We start from the raw sequence: 18937 nt of genomic DNA, 5'->3' as shown, positions 1-18937 counted from the left end.
CGCCTGGACGGTCCGCCGGCATCCGCGGCCCGCCTACCGCGCGACAGGCCAGGGATTGCCGGGGTGCCATGTCTCGACCCGCAGGTCGTCGCCCAGGCTGCGCAGCACCTCGGCCAGCGGCTGCACCTGGTCCATGTGGCCGCCAAGCGTTTCGTAGAGCGCGCGCGGCAGGGTGAATTCGATGGGTGCGACAAGGGCCGGCGTGGGTACGTGCCCGAAGGCCCGCGGTGGCATGCGCAGGACATCGGCCATGATGGTGATGCCCCCGCCGGGCCAGAGATACACGGGTGCGCCGCCCATCGTGACGCGCGTTTCACCGCGCGCGACGGAGCGCGTGAGCAGCACCGGATTGCCGGTGACGCCCGCGCGCAGCGACCCGCCCGCGCCCGCGATGAACAGCACGGAACACAGGGAGGGTTCGCAATTCTCGCCGATTCGGTCGACCACCGCGCGCACGGCGGAAGGCATCTCGGCGGGCTGCGGCGTCAGCGTGTCATCCAGCACGCAGTACAGCGCGTGGTCGCCGGTCGTGCTGGTGAACAGCAGGCGCAGGCCGGGCCAGGCGAGCTTCGGGTCGATGCGCTCGATGACCGAGAGCGGGTCGGTGATGTCGGTGCCGCCCCAGCCCAGCCCGGGCTGTGCGACCTGGAAGTAGCGACCTGGCGTGGAACGCCGGCCGCGGACGCGGATGCCGGCCGGGCGCATGTCCAGCACGCGGCCGGCCTGGTGTTCGCTCAACACACCGGTGATGTGGTCGTCCACCACGATCACCTCGTCCACATGCCCAAGCCACTGCTGCGCAAAGATGCCTACGGCCGCGCTGCCGCAGCCGACGCGCATGCGCGTTTCCGGCGTGCCATCCACGATGGGCGCCGCACCCGCCTGTACGACCACGGCATGACCGCCGTCGATGGTGAACGCGACCGGTTCGGCACCACACAGCTTCAGCAGCGTATCGCAGGTGACGACGCCTTCCTTCTTCGACCCGCCCGTGAGGTGCCGTACGCCGCCGATGGACAGCATCTGCGATCCGTATTCGGCGCTGGTGACGTGGCCGACCTGTTCGCCGTTCACGCGCACCGCCGCGGTTTCCGGGCCCAGGTGGCGGTCGGTGTCGATCTTCACCTTCACGCCGCAATAGCTGAACATGCCCTCGGTCACGACGGTGACGGTGTCGACGCCGTCATGGGTGCTGCCGACAATGAAGGGCGCTGGCTTGTAGTCCGGGTATGTGGTGCCGGAGCCCACGCCGGTGAGGAAGACCCGCGACGGGTCCATCAGCGCGCCATCCCAGTGGCGTTCCGCGAAGGCCACGACGGGCGCGTTGCTGTCCACTGCATGCGCCAGTGCCAGAACCGGGTCGGTCCGCACCAGCACGCCGTCGGCATTGGCATAGCGCGCGCAGGCTCCGGCACGGCCGGGGCGGATGCGGCACAGCACTGGGCAGGCATCGCAGCGGATGATGCCGTCGGCTTCCGCCGCGCCGAACTGCGCGCTGCGGGCGGCGCGGCTGGTCATGCGCGCATCGCCGCGTGCAGGCGGTGCGGCAGCACGGGCACCTGCGTGATGCGCACGCCGGTGGCGTGGCGGATGGCCGAGAGGATTGCGGGCGCGGTCGGCACCAGCGCGGGTTCGCCCACGCCCTTCGCGCCGAAGGGGCCTTCGGGTTCGGGGTCTTCGATGAGGTGGATGCGAATGCGTGGCATGTCGCCGGCGGTGGGGATCAGGTAGTCGTGCAGGTTCTCGGTGCGGCCTGGGATGAATTCCTCCATCAGAGCGAGGCCGAGGCCCTGCGCGATGCCGCCATGGATCTGCCCCGTGATCAGCAGCGGGTTCACCGCGCGGCCGACATCCTGCGCCACCACGATCTCCTCCACCTTCACCGTCGCGAGCTGCAAGTCCACGCGCACCAGCGCGACCTGTGCCGCGAAGCCGTAGGTCGCGTAGGGCACACCCTGGCCATCGGCGTCGAGCGGCACGGTGGGTGGATCGTAGCGCGCCTCGGCCGTGATGTCGGCCTCCAGCGCAGCGAGGTCGATGACGCGCCTGGTGTGCGCATCGCGCACCGTCAGGCGCGCACCCTCCAGAGCCAGCGTCGCGCCATCGCCGGCATTGGCCAGGGCCAGCAGCCGCGCGCGCAGCGCCTTCGCGGCGTCGGCCGCCGCACGGCCACTGACGAATGTCTGTCGCGACGCCGAGGTCTTGCCGGCATCCGGCGTGAGCGCCGTGTCGCCCACCACCTGCCGGAGCGTGGCGAGCGGCAGGCCGAGCGCTTCCGCCGCAATCTGCCCGATGACCGTTGTGCTGCCCTGGCCGATATCCACCGCGCCGTTGAACAGCGTGAGCGAACCATCGCGCGCCAGCGTGATGCGCATGGTGGACGGGTTGGACATCGCGGTATTGCCGCAGCCGTACCACATGCAGGCGATGCCGGCGCCGAGGCGCTGCCGCGGCGCCGACGCGTTGTGCGCCGCGACGCGCGCCAGCGCCGCATCCCAGTCGGGCTTCAGCGCATCGAGGCACTCCGGCAATCCCGCCGAGGCATGCAGCACCTGGCCGGAGGGCGTCGTATCGCCCCTGCCGATCGCGTTGCGGCGCCTGATCTCCCAGCGGTCGATACGCAGCGCCTCTGCCAGGTCGTCGACCAACGCCTCGGTCGCGATCGCCGCTTGCGGTACGCCGAAGCCGCGGAAAGCGCCGGAGGGCGGCGCGTTGGTATGCACGGCGCGCGTGCGCGCCAGTACGCTCGGCACGCGATAGGGGCCGGAGGCATGCACCGGCACGCGGTTCGCCACCGTCGGCCCCCAGGAGGCGTAGGAGCCGGTGTCGAAATCGCCATCGAGCATGAAGGCGGTGAAGCGGCCATCGGCATCCGCGCCCATGCGCGCCTGCAGCCGTGCAGGGTGGCGCTTGGTGGAGGAGGCCATGCTCTCGGTGCGCGAATAGGTGATCCGCACGGGGCGGCTGGTGACACGCGCCGCGACCGCGAGCAGCGGCTGCACCGACGCATCGAGCTTGCCGCCAAAGCCGCCGCCGCAGCCGGTCGGGATGATGCGCACGTCGTGTTCCGCGACGCCCAGGACGCGGGCGGTCTCCTCGCGGTCCATCACCGGCGCCTGGGTGCAGGCGGCGATGGTGAGGCCGCCGGCCTCCGCGTAGCCCGCTTCGGGTTCGATGTAGGCGTGCTCGACGAAGGCGGTGGCGAAGCGACCCTCGGCGCGCGCGGCGCTGGTGGCGAGCGCGGCTTCGGCATCGCCGCAGCGCAGATGGCCACGGACCAGCACATTGCCGGGCGCGTGGTCGTGCAGCCGTGGTGCTGCGGGGGCCAGCGCGCCATCGACCCCCGTCAGCGGCGGCAACGGATCCCAGGCGATGGGCAGGTCGGCATCGCGCACCGCGGCCACCGCTGCGCGCGTGCCGACCAGGCCGAGCACTGCCTCGCCCCGATGGCGCACCAGCCCATCGGCGAAGACCGGCTGGTCCTTGAGGGTGGGCATGATGCCGAAGGCGTTGGTGCCCGGCACATCGCGGGCCGACAGCACGGCAACCAGGCCATGCGCGGCGCGCGCGGCCTCGAGATCGCCGAGGGTGAAGCGCGCGCTTGCATGGGGGGACCGCACCACGCGCAACCACAGCGCATCCGCCGGCGCGTCGTCGGCGCCGTAGCGCTCCGTGCCGGCGACCTTGCCCAGGCCATCGAGGCGCGGGACCGCCGCCCCGACCGCGCCGCTGGCCGGTGCTGCGGCGATGCTGCCGCGTGCAGCGTCCAGCACTGCGTCGACGATCTGCTGGTAGCCGGTGCAACGACACAACACGCCGCCCAGCGCGTCCTCCACCGCCGCGCGATCGGGCGTCGGGTCACGGCGCAGCAGGTCGAGCGCCGCCATCAGCATGCCCGGCGTGCAGATGCCGCATTGCGCCGCGCCACGCGCGAGGAAGGCCGCGCGCAGCGTGCCGAGCAGCGGGTCGGTGGCCTCGACCGTGGTGACGGCCGCACCTTCCGCCTGCGCGGTCGAGACCAGGCAGGCGCAGACCTGCGCGCCATCCATCAGCACCGTGCAGGCGCCGCAATCGCCGGCGTTGCAACCCTCCTTCGTGCCGGTCAGGCCGAGGACCTCGCGCAGCGTGTCGGACAGTGGCGCGAAGGGATCGGCCGCGACATCATGGCGCGTGCCGTTGACCGTCAGCGCGATCATGGCGCGAAGCCCGCGAGGAGGTCGCGCACCAGTGTGAGTGCCGCGTCTTGCCGATACGGGGCGGAGGCACGGATGTCGGCGATGGGCGCGAGCAGCTCGAGATGCGCAGCACTCGGGACCGCGGCGGCATCTGCGATGTCCACGCCGCGCAAGGCATCCTCGAGCGCAGGAAGGCGTTGCGCGACCGGCGAGCAGGCGCCGATTGCCACGCGCGCCTGCGCGATGCGCGTGCCTTCGCAGCGTACCACCGCCGCCACCATGGCGATCGAGATGACCAGGTAGCGCCGCGCGCCAAGCTTCACGAAGCGGCCGCGCGCACCATCAAGCCGCGGGATATGGATGGCGGCGACCAGTTCGCCCGCGGCAAGCGCCGTGGCGCGGTAGCCGGTGACGAAATCGCTGACCGGCAATCGGCGGCCACCGGCGTCGGAGACGAGTTCCACCGCGGCATCCAGGGCCAGCAGGTTCGGGATGCCGTCGCCGGCAGGCGATGCGGTGACCAGGTTGCCGGCGATGGTGCCGCGATTCTGCACCTGGCGGCCTCCGACGTCGCGCGCCGCCGCGCGCAGGCCATCGAAGATCGTCGGCAGGGGTGATTCGGCGATCGCGGTCCAGGTGGTGCTTGCGCCGATGCGCCAGCCATCCTCGGTCTCGGTGATGCCAGCGAGGCCCGGCACGGCCGAAAGATCCAGCACTGGCGTCGTCCAGGGTTCGCCCCAGGCGGCGCGCGCGGTGCGCAGGGGATGGATGTCGGTGCCGCCGGCCAGCGGCATCGCGCCTGTCGCCGCGCGGATCGCCAGCGCATCGCGCAGCGTGCGCGGGCGGTGATAGGCGGTCATGCCGCGCGGCCCCGGCGCAGCGCGTCGGTGGCGGTGGCGTCGACGTTGCCCTCTCGGAGCGCAACCCCCCAAAGCGCGGCCGCCTGTGCGGCATCGTAGTAGCCGCGCTTCACGTCGCGCGCGACCAGCGCGGGCTCGCGCGCGAAGGGATCGCCATATCCGCCGCCCCCGGGCGTGCGGACCTCCACCCGGTCGCCGGGCATCAGCGCAATGCCCTGGTCCTTCGACAGGTGCAGCGGCGTGGTGGTGGTGCCGTTGCGATGGATGCGGACCTCGTTCGGCGCGCCGTCGCCACCCCCCAGCACGCCGGGCGGGCCGAAGCGGCCATGGTCCATCACGAAGGAGGCGCGCGCCTCACCGCGCAGCAGTTCCACTTCGTAGTGCACGCCGAAGCCGCCGCGATGCAGCCCGGCCCCGCCGGAGCCATCGCGCAGCGCGAAGCGCGTGAAGCGGATGGGGTAGTACTGCTCCATCACCTCGACCGGCGCGGTCTTGCTGATGCCGATGGTGGAGCAGCCATTGGTCAGCCCGTCATGGTCGGCACTGCCGCCGTAGCCGCCACCGGTGATCTGGTACATCACATAGGACGCGCCACGCGCGGGATCGCTGCCGCCGAGCGCGAAGTTGCCCGAGGTTCCCGCCGGCGCGGCGGTGACCTCGTCGGGCAGCGCTTGCACCAGGCAGAGAAATACGGCTTCCGCGATGCGCTGGCTGACCTCCGCCGCGCAACCGCTGACCGGTCGCGGGTAGCGGGCATCGAGGAAGGTGCCTTCCGGCCGGATGATGTGCAGGGGTTCGAAGGTGCCAGCATTGATCGGTACATCGGGAAAGATGTGCTTCACGCCGAGGCATACGGCGGAGAAGGTGGTGGACCAGACGGAGTTCATCGGCCCCGCGCAGGGCTTGGACGACCCGGTGAAGTCGAAGGTCAGTGTATCGCCCGTGCGCGTGACGGCCAGCGCGATGCGCAACGGTTCGTCCACCACGCCGTCGGAATCGACGAAGGCCTCGGCACGCCAGGTGGCTTCGGGCATGCGGCGGATCTCGACGCGCATGCGTTGGGCGGCGCGGTCACGGATCAGCGCGATCGCGTCGCGCAGCGTGGCGGCACCGTAGCGCGCGACGATGTCGTTGAGCCGCCGTTCGCCCACCATCAGCGCGGCCGCCTGCGCCTTGATGTCGCCGATGCGCTGGTCGGCCACGCGGATGTTGGACTGGATGATGGACAGGATCTCGCGATCGATCTCGCCGCGCTTGAACAGTTTCACAGGTGGCAGGCGCAGGCCTTCCTGCTCGACCTCGGTGGCGTGTGCGGAAAAGCCACCGGGCACCATGCCCCCGGTGTCGGGCCAGTGGCCGGTGTTCTGCAGCCAGCAGAACAGCGTACCGTCGACGAAGAAGGGGCGCGCGAAGCGCACATCCATCAGATGCGTGCCGCCCAGGTAGGGGTCATTGACGATGTAGACGTCGCCCGGTTCGGGCGCGGCGACGGCGCCCTCGTGGATGAGACGGATGATATGCCCGGCGCTGTGCTGCATGGCGCCGACGAAGACCGGCAGCCCGCCCTCCCCCTGCGCGATCAGCGCGCCGTCCTCGGCGGCGTAGATGCCGTCCGATCGGTCGTCCGCTTCGGCGATGACGGGCGAGAAGGCGGCGCGGGAGAAGGCCAGGTCCATCTCGTTGCAAACCTGCGTGAGGCCGGCCTGGATGACGGCGAGGGTGAGCGCATCCATCACGCGGTGATCCTGAGGTTGCCCAGCGCATCGACCACTGCCGCGCTTCCGGGTTCGAGGATGATGGTCGCATCGACCTGTTGCAGGATGGCCGGGCCCTCGACGCGCGCACCCTCGGCCAGGGCCTCGCGCTGCCAGACCGCGGCATCGTGCCAGGTGCCGTCCGCATGGAGGCGCCGCATGCCGAGCCGTGGCTCGCCCCCACCACCGGACAGCGCGCGCAGGTCGAAGGCCGGGCGGCGGCCGACCACGCTGGTGGCCAGGTTCACCAGCACCGCGCGGATCTCGGGCAGGCGCACTTCGAAGCGCGCGAAGTATGCGGCTTCAAAGGCGGCCTGCACCTCGGCGCGCGACGGCGTGGCCGAGGCGAGCGGCACGCGGATCAGGTGTGTTTGGCCGCGGAACTGCATCTCGGCGACGTGGCGCGTCTCGATGCGTTCGACCTCGGCGCCGCCGGCGCGCACGGCGGCCGTGGCGCGGTCCGTCTGCGCCGCGAGCACCGCGGCGAGTTCCGATTCCGCGATGTCGTCCAGCCCGCGGTTCAGCGTATTCACCACGTCCTGCCGCAGATCCGCGACCAGGCAGCCGAGCGCATTGGTCAGGCCCGGGCGGTAGGGAACCAGCACCTGCGGAATGCCGATCTCGCGCGCCAGCGCCACCGCATGCAGCGGCCCCGCGCCTCCGAACGCGAACAGCGAAAAGTCGCGCGGATCATGCCCGCGCGAGAGCGACACCATCCGGATCGCGCCGGCCATCAGCACGTTGGCGAGGTGGATCACGGCCGATGCCGCCTGCTCCGCCGCCATTCCGAGTGGCGCACCGAGTTGCGCGAAGGCGTCGCGCACCTCATCGACGCCCACGCGCCGCCCGGTCGCGAGCAATGCATCCGGGTCGAGCCGCCCGAGCAGCAGGTTTGCGTCCGTCACGGTCGGGCGCATGCCGCCGCGCCCATAGCAGATCGGCCCTGGCGACGAACCAGCGCTTTCCGGCCCCACGCGGAGCATGCCGCCGCGGTCGATCCAGGCGATCGACCCGCCACCGGCGCCGACCGTGCGCACATCCACCATCGGCAGGTGGATCGGCAGCCCATACGCGATGGAGAGTTCCGCCGACACCTCCGGCACGCCGCCGGCGATCAGCGCAACATCGGTGGAGGTGCCGCCCATGTCGCAGGTGATGGCGTTCACCACGCCGGACTGCGCGAGCGTGGCCGCCGCCGCCATGACGCCGGACGCGGGGCCGGACATCACCGTCTTGGCAGCCTCGGCCGCCACGGCGCGCGCCGGCACCGTGCCGCCATTGCCGTTCATCACCAGCAGGTCGCGCGCATGCCCCGCTTCCGCGAGGCGGTCCTGAAGATGGCGGATGTAGCGGTCGAGCACCGGCTGCACCGCGGCGTTCACGGACGCTGTGGTGCCACGTTCGTATTCGCGGAATTCCGACAGCAGCGCATGGCCGAGCGTGACGTATCCGTTCGGCCAGATGGCGCGCGCGATCTCGCCCGCGCGCACCTCGTGCGCCGGGTTGGCATAGGCGTGCAGGAAGTGGATGACCAGCGCCTCGCAGCCTTCGGCCAGCAGCGCGCGTACCTCGCGCTCCACCGCGGCCTCGTCCAGAGGCGTCACGACCGCGCCGCGCGCATCCATGCGCTCCGCGACCTCCCGCCGCCATTCACGTGGCACCAGCGGTTCGAAGGACCCGGTCATGCCATAGGCGCGCGGACGGGTGCGACGGCCGAGTTCCAGCACATCGCGGAAGCCGGCCGTGGTCACCAGGCCGACCTTCGCCAGCTTGCGTTCCAGCACGGCGTTCGTCGTCGCCGTCGTGCCGTGCACGATCAGGTCGAGCGCGGCCGGCGTCGTGCCGGCGGCCGCGATCCCCGCCAGCACGCCGCCGGCCTGGTTCGCGGCCGTGGTCGGCACCTTGGCGATGCGGATGGACCCATCGGCATCCTGCATCACCAGGTCGGTGAAGGTGCCACCTACATCGATGCCGGCGACGCGGCGCATCAAACGGTCAGCCATGCGCGGCGCAGGTCCTCGTCCGCCTCGAGCGCCGCCAGACTGCCCTGCCAGCGCACCGAACCCTTCTCCAGGATCACGGCGCGGTCGGCGACGGCCGCGGCGAAGTCGAGGTTCTGTTCGCTGACCAGCACGGCGATCCCCTCCGCCTTCATGCGCAACACCGCCTCCGCCATCTGTTCCACGATCACCGGTGCGAGGCCTTCCGAGGGTTCGTCGAGCAGCACCGCCTCCGGGTTGCCCATCAGCGTGCGCGCGATGGTGAGCATCTGCTGCTCGCCGCCCGACATCGCCGAGGCGCGACGGTGCCGCATCTCGGCGAGGTTCGGGAACACCTCGAACAGCCGCTCGGGTGTCCAGGCGTTGCGCCCGCGCGGCGCCGCGCGGCGCCCGACATCGAGGTTCTCCATCACGCTGAGGTCGGTGAAGATGCGCCGGTCTTCCGGCACGTAGCCCAGGCCCATCCGCGCAATGCGGAACGGTGCCTCGCCGGCGATCTCGCGTCCCGCCAAGCGCACGGATCCGCCGCGAGGCGGCAGCAGGCCCATGATGGCCTTCAGCGTGGTGGACTTGCCCGCGCCGTTGCGACCCATCAGCGCCGCGACCTCGCCGCGCGCCAGGTGCAATTCGACACCGAACAGCACCTCGGCCGGGCCGTAGCCGGCGCGCAGGCCCGACACGTCCAGCACGCGCTCAGCCATGGGCGCGTTGCGCGCGGGCCGCGGCGCGCGTCCCGGAATGGCCGAGATAGACGCGTTGCACCTCCGGGTCCGCGCGCACTTCAGCCGGCGTGCCGCGCGCGATGATCTCGCCGCGCACCAGCACCAGGATGCGGTCGGCATGGGCGAAGACCGCGTCCATGTCGTGTTCCGTGAACAGCACGCCGATGCGCTCGGTCCGCGCGATGCCGGCGACCAGCGCCATGAGCGCGGTGCGTTCGGCCGGCGCCATGCCGGCGGTTGGTTCGTCCATCAGCAGCAGGCGAGGCGCGGCCGCCAGGGCGATCGCCAGTTCCACCCGCTTCACGTCGCCATAAGCCAGTTCGCCGATCGGGCGCGCCGCCTGCGCGGCCATGCCGACACGATCGAGCAATGCCAGCGCATCGTCACGATGCAGCGCCGCGGCATCGGCCAGCAGGCGTCGCGTCTGCCCGTGATGCGCGATGAGCGCCATCTGGACATTGCCCAGGACGGAGAACGAGAGAAACGTCTGCGCCACCTGGAAGGTGCGCCCGACACCCAGGCGGCACACCGCGCGCGGCGGAACGCCGGTGATGTCGGCCCCGGCCAGCGTCACGCGCCCGGCATCCGGCTTCAGCTGGCCGCCCACCATGTTGAAGGTGGTGGATTTGCCCGCGCCGTTCGGGCCGATGATGGCGAGCATCTCGCCGGGATCGAGCGCAAACGTCACGTCCTTCGCGGCGAGCACGCCACCGAAGCGCTTCACCAGGCCCTCGGCTGCCAGCAGGGTCATGCCGCGCGCCTCCGCAATGACGCCCAGGCGCCCGCGAGACCGCGCGGGAAGACCAGCACCATGGCGATGATCGACAGGCCGAGGAACAACCGCCAGTGATCGGTCAGCGGCATGAAGAAGTCCTTCACCGCATGGAAGGCGGCCGCCCCCGCGACAGGGCCAAGCACCGACTGGATCCCGCCCAGCAGCAACATCGACAGGAAATCGACGCTCATGGGAATGCCGAGCAGTGTCGGGTCGATCGACCCCTTCGAGAATGCGTAGAGCCCCCCAGCCAGGCCGGCTGCCGCGCCCGCCAGGATGAAGCCCAGCCAGCGATGCGTCCGCACGTCCACGCCGATGGCGTCTGCGCGCTGCGCCGAGTCCCGCGCCGCGCGCAGGGTCGCGCCGAACGGCGCATGGATCACGCGACGCAGGAAGACGATGGCGGCGATCGTCACGACGGCGACGATGTAGTGGTAGACCTCCCGCGACGCCGCCCAGGCGGACGGCCAAACGCCGACCAGGCCATTATCGCCGCCGGTCACCTCGACCCATTGGAACACGACGGCATAGGCGATCTGCGCGAAGGCCAGCGTCAGCATCGCCAGGTAGATCCCCGACAGCCGCACCACAAAGAAGCCGAACAGCGCGGCCGCCGCGCCACCGGCGATGGGTGCGAACACCAGCGCCGGTTCCATCGGCACGCCCGCCTTCACCACGAGTAACCCCGCGCCATAGGCGCCGAGCCCGAAATAGGCCGCATGGCCGAAGGAGACGATGCCGCCATTCCCCACCAGGAAATTCAGCGAAAACGCCGCGAGTGCGAGGACCAGCACCTCGGTCCCCACCTTCACTGCATAAGCGTCGAGCAACGGCAGCGCCAGAACGGCGACCACCGCGACCACCACCAGCGCGCGCGTCATGCCATCGAGCCGCCCGGGGTCCAGGATGCCCTCCGGCAGCACGGCGCGGCCTGCCGCTGCCTCGGGGCGGCCCAGCAGCCCCCAGGGCTTCACCACCAGCACTGCCGCCATCAGCAGGAAGACCAGCACCAGCGTGATCTTCGGGAACACCAGCACGCCAAAGGCCTGCAGTAGCCCGATCATGACCGCCGCGATGAAGGCGCCCGGCACCGATCCCATGCCGCCGATGACGGTGACGACGAAGGCCTCGGTGATGATCGACAGGTCCATCTGCGGGTTGGCGCTGACGCGCGGGATCTGCAGCGCCCCACCCAGCCCCGCCAGCGCCGCACCCAGGAACAGCGTGCCGGTGAACAGCATCGCCTGGTTGACGCCGAGCGCGCCGACCATCTCGCGGTCCTGCGTGGCGGCGCGGATCAGTACGCCGAAGCGCGTGCGATGCATCAGCAGCCACAGAAGGCCGAGCACGGCCGGCCCGACGAGGATCAGGAACAGCTCGTAGGCGGGGAAGCGTTGCCCGAGGATCTCGACGCCATGCCGCAGCCCCGGTGCCCGCGGCCCGGGAATGTCCACCGGCCCCCAGACCAGCAGCACCAGGTCCTGCACGATCAGCACGACGCCGAAGGTCGCGAGCAGCTGGAACAGTTCCGGCACGCGGTAGATGCGCCGCAGCAGCAGCACCTCCATCACCACGCCCATCGCGCCGACCGCGAGTGCCGAGGCCAGCACGCCCGCGAAGAACAGCCAGGGCGAGCGTTCGAACTCCAGCAGCCACGGCACGATGGTCACCGCGACATAGGCGCCCAGCATATAGAAGGACCCGTGCGCGAAGTTCACGATGCGCGTGACGCCGAAGACGATCGTCAGCCCCGAGGCGATGACGAACAACGACGACGCACTCGCCAGCCCCGATAGCGCCTGGACCAGCAGGAACTCCCATTCCATCAGGGGCACCCTGTGCTGTGCGCTGGCGCACAGATGCGTCGGGCCGCACGGCGCAACCCTGCCGTGCAACCACCATCTGGGGACGCTCCATGGGCGACTGGCTTCGCGACGGCCTGTTCGAGGCCGCGGGCAACGTGATCGACGGCTGGGCCTGGCTGTCGGGCAAGGCCAGCGCGGCAGTGGTCAACCGTGCCGTCTGCACCACGCGCAATCGCCCGCATCCCTGGAGCAGCCTGTCCGACTACACCAGCTGGCAGGGCCTGACCGACCGCAGCTACCTCGCGCGACATCTGCCGGCGGTCGACGTGCCGGTGCAGCCCCCGCCCGAGAAGGTGCGCGAGATCTTCGCGCGGCAGGATGGGCATGCGCTGCTCTCGCCCAAATCCACCTGCCTGTTCCCGGCTTTCGCGCAGTACCTGACCGACGGCTTCCTGCGCACATCGCCGAAAGACGTGGCGAGGACCACGAGCAACCACGAGATCGACCTGTGCACGCTGTACGGCCGCACGCCGGACCAGACGCGCGCGCTGCGGCTGCTGTCCTCCGACAAGGGCCGTCGCGGGCGCCTCAAGTCCCGCATGGTGGGCGGCGAGGAATTCTCGCCCTTTCTCTACAAGCCCGGCACGAAGGAGCTGACCGACCCGGCCTTCGCGGCGCTCGACCCGCCGCTGGTGGACGAGAACCTGCCGCCCGAGCAGCGCGACACGCTGTTCGCCGTGGGCGGGGACCGGGTGAACTCCACGCCCTTCACCTCCATGATGAACACGCTGTTCCTGCGCGAGCACAACCGCATCGCCGCCGAGCTGGAGGCGCGCAACGACGGCTGGGACGACGAGCGCATCTTCCAGGTGGCGCGCAATATCGTCATCCCGATCTTCATCAAGATCGTGGTGGAGCATTACATCAACCACATCACGCCGCTGCCCTTCGCGCTGCGCGCCGACCCATCGGTGGCCTGGAACGCGCCGTGGAACCGGCCCAACTGGATGACGGTGGAATTCAGCCTGCTGTACCGCTGGCATTCCCTGATGCCCGACGCCATCGACTGGCCGGCCGGCCCGCTCGCCCCAGCACGGCAGATCGGCATCGGCGCCTTCCTGCAGAACAACCGGCCGTTGATCGAGGTCGGGCTGGATGCCGCCTTCTCCGGCGCGTCGTCGCAGGCGGCGGGTGAGCTCGGCGCGCTCAATACCGCGCTGCCGCTGCTGCACATCGAGGACCGCGCGGTGGTGCAGGCGCGCAAGAACCGCCTTGCGACCTACAACGCCTACCGCGTCGCCTTCGGCATGGACCGCGCCATGTCCTTCAACGACATCACGACCAACGACGCGCTGGCCGCGATGCTCGAGGACCTGTACGGCGAACCCGACCATGTCGAATTCTACCCCGGCCTGATGGCCGAGGACCGCGTCGAGGACAGCCCCCTGCCCGGCCTGCTGCTGCGCATGGTCGCGGTCGATGCCTTCAGCCAGGCGCTGACCAACCCGCTGCTGTCCGAGCATGTCTGGAACGAGCGCACCTTCACGCCCTGGGGCTTCGACCTGATCGCGCGCACCAGCAAGCTCGGCGACATCCTCGCGCGCAACGTGCAGCAGCGCGGGCCGACGCCAATCGAGATGACGCGCCCCGGCTGGAGCTACAAGGACCAATGAACGACGCGGCGCGCATCGCGGATTCAGCGCCTGACAAGCGGATCCTGCGCATGCAGGATCCGGGAGCGCACAGCGCGACCGCGCCCAAACCATCAGCCGCCGCCAGCGCGACAGTGCACGGCGCGAAAGCCAAGCCCGCGTATGCGGGCGCCGGCGCTTGAGGCCACGCGTCAGGCCGACCGCCGCGCGGCGCGCACCTCCTCCGGTGGGAACATGAAGTCCGCGCCATCGGCATAGCGGCTGTTGCGCATCGCGCCCTGCCGGCCGCGCAGCGTCGTCTCGCCAACCCAGGTGCCGAGCGTGCCCTGGTGGTCGATGCCGCGCATCACCACCGGGCCCACGATGCTGTCGGTGCGCAGGTCGGCCAGCGCATCGACCAGCGCCTCGTTGTCCAGCGTGCCGGCCTTGTTCAGCAGCGTGGCGATGATCTGCACCGTCACGTAGCCGAGCAGCGACCCCTTGCGCGGCGTATCGTTGAAGCGCGCACGGTATCCTTCGACGAAGGCCTGGTGCGCCGGCATGCCGGTCACCTGGTCCCAGGGGTAGCCGGTGACGATCCAGCCCTCCGGCGTCTCCTCGCCGAGCGGGATCAGGTATTCCGGTTCGCCGGTCAGCAGCGAGACGACGGTACGGCGTTCGAACAGGCCGCGGGTATTGCCCTCGCGCACGAAGGCGGTCAGGTCGGCACCGAACAGCACGTTGAAGATGCCATCGGGCCGCGCCTGGCCGAGAGCGCCGACCGTGGCCCCAGCATCGACGCGGCCGAGCGCGGGAAACTGCTCCGCCACCACCTCCGCCCCTGGAATCGCGGCGGGCAGCAGGCGCTTGAAGTTGGCCGCCGCCGACTGCCCGTATTCGTAGTTGGGTGCGACGATCGCCCAGCGGCGTACGTTGCGGCCGCGGATCGCCTCCACCAGCATGCGCGTCTGCATGTAGGTGTTGGGCCGCACGCGCCAGGTGTAGCGATTGCCCTGCGCCATGGTCAGCGCGTCGGTCAGCGGTTCGGTCGCCAGGAACAGGCGCTTGCGCTGGTTCGCGAAATCCGCGACCGCGAGCCCCACATTCGACAGGAAGGTACCGGCGAGGAAGGAGACGTTCTCGCGCGTCAGCAGTTCCTCGGCCACGCGCACCGCGTCGCCGGGCGTCGAGCCATCGTCGCGAAACACGAATTCCAGACGCCGCCCGCCCATCACGCCGCCGGCGGCGTTGATCGAGTCCTGCGCCTGCTGCATGGCGTTGCGGTATGGCACGGCGAAGGCCGCCATGCGCGCGTAGGAGTTCAGTTCGCCGATGCGGATCGGTGCCGGCTGCGCGAAGGCTGGCGCCGCGAGCGGTGCGACCGCGGCGGCGCCGAGCGCGCGGCGGGACAGGGTGAAGCGCTGCATCCGAAAGCCTCCTGCGTCCGTAGTATGGGTGATGATCACGAAGCCGCGCCGGTCCTGCAATGCCTCCTTTCGCTTGACCGGCGATTGCGGGGTGTGCGTTTTGCGGAACCGACGATGACGACCGACGACGACCTGGGCAGGCTGTTGGCCGCGGTGGCGCAAGGCGACCGCAGCGCGCTGCGTGCCGTGTATGAATGGCAGTCAGTTCGCCTGTTTGGTGTGGCGAACGCGATCCTGCGTGACCGCGACGTGGCCGCCGACGCGGTGCAGGACGCCTTCGTCAAGGTCAGCCGACGGGCCGCGCAGTTCGACCCGTCGCGCGGCAGCGCCGCGGCGTGGCTCGCCGGCATCGTTCGTCATGCCGCGCTCGACATCATCCGCGCGCGGGGACGCGAGACGCCGACCGACGACCCGAACCTGGGCGACGAGGCAGTGGCACCCGAGGCGGAGGCACGGCTTGCCGCGACCGTCGAGGGCCAGCGCCTGCGCGACTGCCTGGCCGCGCTCGAGCCCAAGAACCGCGAGGGCATCATCCTGGCCTTCGTGCACGGGCTGTCGCATCCGCAGGTGGCCGCACGGCTCGACCTGCCGCTCGGCACCGTGAAGTCGTGGATCCGGCGCGGGCTGCTTGCGTTGCGGGAGTGCCTGGCATGATCCCGACAGATCCCGCCGGACGCGAGGCGATGGCTGGCGAATACGTGCTCGGCACTCTCGACGCGCACGAGGCGCACGCGGTGGAGCGTGCCATGGAGGCCGACCCCGCCTTCCGCGCGTTGGTCGAGGCGTGGCAGGCGCGCCTCGCACCGCTGGTGGCCCTCGCCACGCCGGAATCGCCGCCGCCCGGCCTGTGGGAGCGGATCGAGGCGGTGCTGGACGGGGCGCGGCCGCCTGTCGCGGCGCCTATGGCGAAGCCATCCGGCTTCTGGCGTTTCTGGGCCTTCGGTGCCTCGGCCGTGGCGGCGGGGTTGGCGCTGTTCCTGGTGGTTCGCCCCGTGCCGCAGCCGCCGCTGATGACCGTGCTGCTGACGCAGCAGGATCAGCCGGCCTGGCTGGTGGAGGCGGATGGCGGTGCGCTGCGCCTGGCAGCGCTGAACCCCCAGCCGGTGCCGCCCGATCGCGTCATGCAGTTGTGGGCGCTGCCGCAGGGGGCGAGCGCACCGACTTCACTCGGGCTGATCCCGGTGGCGGGGCGGCTGACCGTCACACCATCGACGATCCGGCCGGAGCCGGGGATGCTGATCGAGATCACGCTCGAGCCGCCGGGTGGGTCACCGACAGGACGGCCGACCGGGCCGATCCTGTTCATCGGGCGGCTGTTGCCAGCGCGGGGAACCTAGGCCAGGACGCGCCCCGCCACGACATCCAGCTTCGCCAGCAGGTCCGGGTCGCGCTTCTCCGGCGCCGTGACCAGTGCATGGTCCAGCGCACGGTCGCAGCCGGCGGGGCAGGGGCCGCGATCCGCGCCCAGCATCGGCACCACCGCCTTGACCAGCGCGCGGGCGCGGTCGGCATTGCCGAACAGCACCTTCACCACCTGTTCGACGGTGACGGCGTCGTGATCGGGGTGCCAGCAGTCGAAGTCGGTGACCATGGCCATGGTCGCGTAGCAAAGCTCCGCCTCCCGGGCGAGTTTCGCCTCGGGCATGTTGGTCATGCCGATCACGGCGCAGCCCCATTGGCGGTACAGCAGGCTCTCGGCCTTCGTGCTGAACTGCGGGCCTTCCATGACCAGGTAGGTGCCGCCGCGGGTGTGCGGGATGCCGACCTGCTGTGCCGCCGCTTCCAGCGCATCGCCGAGCCGCGGGCAGACCGGGTGGGCCACCGAGACATGCGCCACGCAGCCCGTGCCGAAGAAGGACTTTTCGCGCGCGAAGGTGCGGTCGATGAACTGGTCGACGATGACGAAGTGGCCGGGCGGCAGGTCCTCGCGCAGCGAACCGACGGCCGAGAGCGAGATGAGTTCCGTGCAGCCGATCCGCTTCATGGCGTCGATATTGGCGCGGTAGTTCAGCGCGGAGGGCGGCGTGGGGTGGCCGCGGCCGTGCCGCGGCAGGAAGGCCACGCGCACGCCGTGCAGGCGGCCGATAAGGATCTCGTCCGACGGGTCGCCCCAGGGGGTGCGGACCTTGACCCAGGCGCGGTCTTCCAAGCCATCGAGGTCATAGACGCCGGAACCGCCGATGAAGCCGATCATGGGTGTGATGGTGTCGGGCATGGTGTCTCCGGGGGTCGCGCGTACGGTGCGGGTGTAGCGCGGGGCGCGGCGCGTGCTAAGCCAGGGGGATGACGCGCGCTGCGATGATGCTGCCCCTGCTGGTGATCCTGGCCCTTGCCGCCTGCGGCGACCGGCGGGACGAACGCGGCGGGTTGGGGCCGCGGGGGACGGCGCTGCCGCCGCCGGATCTGGCGGCGGGGGCGCCGCAACGCTGACCGCTGGTACGCCAGTCCTGGCGCTTTTTGTCGCGCGGTCCTACTCGATTCGGACGTTCGTCAGTCGTGCACCGCGAAGGTCATCCAGGGTCAGGGGTGCTCGATCCATGTTACGGGTGTCCATCCGATACACCAGGGCGTCCGTGAACGTGACGTCCTGGAACTCGGTACTTTCGAAACGCGGGTTCACGATGAAGGCGTATGTGATGCGCAGCGAAATCAGATGCGCACCCGCCAGGCGGCTACCGTCAATGAACGGCGCGACAAGCCTGCTTTCCAGAATGGTTGCCCCTTCGAGGTTCGCGTCACCAAGGCTCTGACGCGGCGGAAAGCCGACCCGTTCCATGCGTGCGCGCCGCAGATCGGCTCCACGGATCTCCGGGAACCCGATCGAGGCCATGAAGATGGAGTCCTGAAGGTCCGCACGCTCCATGTACGCGCCGGCGAAGCGCGTTCGGTCGAAGCGCGCGCCACGAAGATCGCTGCCGTTGAAGCGCACGCGGGTCAGGAACGCTCCGCTGAAGTTGGCTTCGCGCAGATCGCGTCCGGCGAAGTCGACATCGGTCAGGTCCGCATCGCGGAAATCGACAGTTGCAAGGTCGGCCAGGTCGCCGGCATTGATGCGTGCAATTCGGGCCACTGCCATGAGTTCCGGCCTGTCCCCGAGGCGCGCACGCGCCTCTTCGATAACCGCCGCGCCCTCCGCGCCCCGGCCTTGCGCGGCCAGGACGCGTGCCATGCCGGCATACGGCTCGGCCAGGTCGGGCGTGCGCGTGGTGACATCGCGATAGGCCGCCAGCGCACGGTCGTGAAGGCGCCAGTATCGTAGAAGCCGCGCGCGCGTCAGTAGCGGCGCGAGGGCGCCGGGCGCGGCCTGGATGGCCGCATCCGCGGCCTCCAGGTCTCGCGAAAAGCCTGCAAGCATGGGCGCGACGCTACGCCCGTCATACAGGCTACAGATGTTTGTCGAGAGCCGCCCCGTCGGGTCCGGGTGCAGCAGGAACACATGCACCTCACCCGTACGAAGCGGAACGCCGCAAAGACCGTTCGGCCCCCCAGCGTGGATCGCGACCTGACCTGATGCATCGCCCTTCCAGGTCTCGATGACATCCACGGTCGCCAATTGGCGCGGCTCAGCCCGCTGTTCGAGGTTCTCCACGGAGGCGACGCGGCCACGGAACGCAACGGGCGCGCGATAGAATGCGAATTCCGCCGCGCCGGCCGGCGCACACGAACACGCCCATGCGCCGGGCGACCACGACGCAAACACGATGACGGTCAAGGCAATTAGCACGCTCAGTGTTGGCCGTCTGGTTGCGAAGCGCACGTCGTCCCACACGTGGCATACTCCTTCCGCA

The 18937-nt window shown here is 70.4% G+C and carries 16 protein-coding genes; 5 read left to right on the top strand and 11 right to left on the bottom strand.

The features are described 5' to 3' along the window. Positions 1–33: 33 nt before the first annotated feature. The 8 genes from MWM08_RS24190 to MWM08_RS24155 are packed head-to-tail and all read right to left on the bottom strand — an operon-like array spanning position 34 to position 12112. Complete coding sequence (locus MWM08_RS24190; RefSeq protein WP_244457020.1) at positions 34–1518, bottom strand: 6-hydroxynicotinate reductase; 1485 nt, start codon at positions 1516–1518, stop codon at positions 34–36. Further along, positions 1515–4196 carry a molybdopterin-dependent oxidoreductase gene (locus MWM08_RS24185; RefSeq protein ID WP_244457019.1) on the bottom strand — a complete coding sequence of 894 codons (2682 nt, stop codon included), beginning with the start codon at positions 4194–4196 and terminating at the stop codon, positions 1515–1517. Before MWM08_RS24185 ends, MWM08_RS24190 begins: the two co-directional genes overlap by 4 nt. Then, positions 4193–5035, bottom strand: a complete 843-nt coding sequence (locus MWM08_RS24180; RefSeq protein WP_244457018.1) for an FAD binding domain-containing protein — start codon at positions 5033–5035, stop codon at positions 4193–4195. Before MWM08_RS24180 ends, MWM08_RS24185 begins: the two co-directional genes overlap by 4 nt. Further along, the gene (locus MWM08_RS24175; protein ID WP_244457017.1) at positions 5032–6768 is read right to left on the bottom strand and encodes a hydantoinase B/oxoprolinase family protein; all 1737 of its coding nucleotides are present in this window, start codon (positions 6766–6768) and stop codon (positions 5032–5034) included. The genes MWM08_RS24180 and MWM08_RS24175 overlap by 4 nt, the downstream gene beginning before the upstream one ends. After that, entirely contained in the window at positions 6768–8792 is a 2025-nt protein-coding gene (locus tag MWM08_RS24170) for a hydantoinase/oxoprolinase family protein (RefSeq protein WP_244457016.1), read from the bottom strand. Before MWM08_RS24170 ends, MWM08_RS24175 begins: the two co-directional genes overlap by 1 nt. Beyond that, complete coding sequence (locus tag MWM08_RS24165; protein WP_244457015.1) at positions 8777–9490, bottom strand: ABC transporter ATP-binding protein; 714 nt, start codon at positions 9488–9490, stop codon at positions 8777–8779. The genes MWM08_RS24170 and MWM08_RS24165 overlap by 16 nt, the downstream gene beginning before the upstream one ends. Next, complete coding sequence (locus tag MWM08_RS24160) at positions 9483–10262, bottom strand: ABC transporter ATP-binding protein (protein WP_244457014.1); 780 nt, start codon at positions 10260–10262, stop codon at positions 9483–9485. The genes MWM08_RS24165 and MWM08_RS24160 overlap by 8 nt, the downstream gene beginning before the upstream one ends. After that, on the bottom strand, positions 10259–12112 hold the full coding sequence (locus tag MWM08_RS24155) for an ABC transporter permease (RefSeq protein ID WP_244457013.1): 1854 nt from the start codon (positions 12110–12112) through the stop codon (positions 10259–10261). The genes MWM08_RS24160 and MWM08_RS24155 overlap by 4 nt, the downstream gene beginning before the upstream one ends. Positions 12113–12201: 89 nt before the next feature. Between MWM08_RS24155 and MWM08_RS24150 the strand changes: the two genes are divergently transcribed. Then, positions 12202–13764 carry a peroxidase family protein gene (locus tag MWM08_RS24150; protein ID WP_244457012.1) on the top strand — a complete coding sequence of 521 codons (1563 nt, stop codon included), beginning with the start codon at positions 12202–12204 and terminating at the stop codon, positions 13762–13764. After that, positions 13761–13925, top strand: coding sequence for a hypothetical protein (locus MWM08_RS24145; RefSeq protein ID WP_244457011.1), 165 nt, complete (start codon positions 13761–13763; stop codon positions 13923–13925). The genes MWM08_RS24150 and MWM08_RS24145 overlap by 4 nt, the downstream gene beginning before the upstream one ends. 9 nt (positions 13926–13934) lie before the next feature. On the opposite strand, the gene MWM08_RS24140 is transcribed toward MWM08_RS24145, so the two are convergent. Further along, positions 13935–15149, bottom strand: coding sequence for an ABC transporter substrate-binding protein (locus tag MWM08_RS24140; protein ID WP_244457010.1), 1215 nt, complete (start codon positions 15147–15149; stop codon positions 13935–13937). A 114-nt stretch (positions 15150–15263) separates the two neighbouring features. Here MWM08_RS24140 and MWM08_RS24135 point away from each other — a divergent pair, with 114 nt between their 5' ends. Then, positions 15264–15803, top strand: a complete 540-nt coding sequence (locus MWM08_RS24135; protein ID WP_244457009.1) for a sigma-70 family RNA polymerase sigma factor — start codon at positions 15264–15266, stop codon at positions 15801–15803. Continuing rightward, a complete protein-coding gene (locus tag MWM08_RS24130; protein ID WP_244457008.1) occupies positions 15800–16486 on the top strand; it encodes an anti-sigma factor in 687 nt (228 codons plus the stop codon). Before MWM08_RS24135 ends, MWM08_RS24130 begins: the two co-directional genes overlap by 4 nt. Here the strand turns inward: MWM08_RS24130 and MWM08_RS24125 are convergent. Beyond that, positions 16483–17364 carry an S-methyl-5'-thioadenosine phosphorylase gene (locus tag MWM08_RS24125; RefSeq protein ID WP_244457007.1) on the bottom strand — a complete coding sequence of 294 codons (882 nt, stop codon included), beginning with the start codon at positions 17362–17364 and terminating at the stop codon, positions 16483–16485. The two genes, MWM08_RS24130 and MWM08_RS24125, sit on opposite strands and share 4 nt — an antisense overlap. A gap of 83 nt (positions 17365–17447) precedes the next feature. Here MWM08_RS24125 and MWM08_RS26370 point away from each other — a divergent pair, with 83 nt between their 5' ends. Next, on the top strand, positions 17448–17579 hold the full coding sequence (locus MWM08_RS26370; RefSeq protein WP_255751374.1) for a hypothetical protein: 132 nt from the start codon (positions 17448–17450) through the stop codon (positions 17577–17579). 40 nt (positions 17580–17619) lie between these two features. Here the strand turns inward: MWM08_RS26370 and MWM08_RS24120 are convergent, their stop codons facing one another. Beyond that, the gene (locus MWM08_RS24120; protein ID WP_244457006.1) at positions 17620–18918 is read right to left on the bottom strand and encodes a pentapeptide repeat-containing protein; all 1299 of its coding nucleotides are present in this window, start codon (positions 18916–18918) and stop codon (positions 17620–17622) included. Positions 18919–18937: the final 19 nt, after the last annotated feature.

It is taken from the genome of Roseomonas fluvialis, from assembly GCF_022846615.1.
Lineage (GTDB): Bacteria > Pseudomonadota > Alphaproteobacteria > Acetobacterales > Acetobacteraceae > Neoroseomonas > Neoroseomonas fluvialis.
This window is presented reverse-complemented; position numbering and strand designations above follow the sequence as displayed.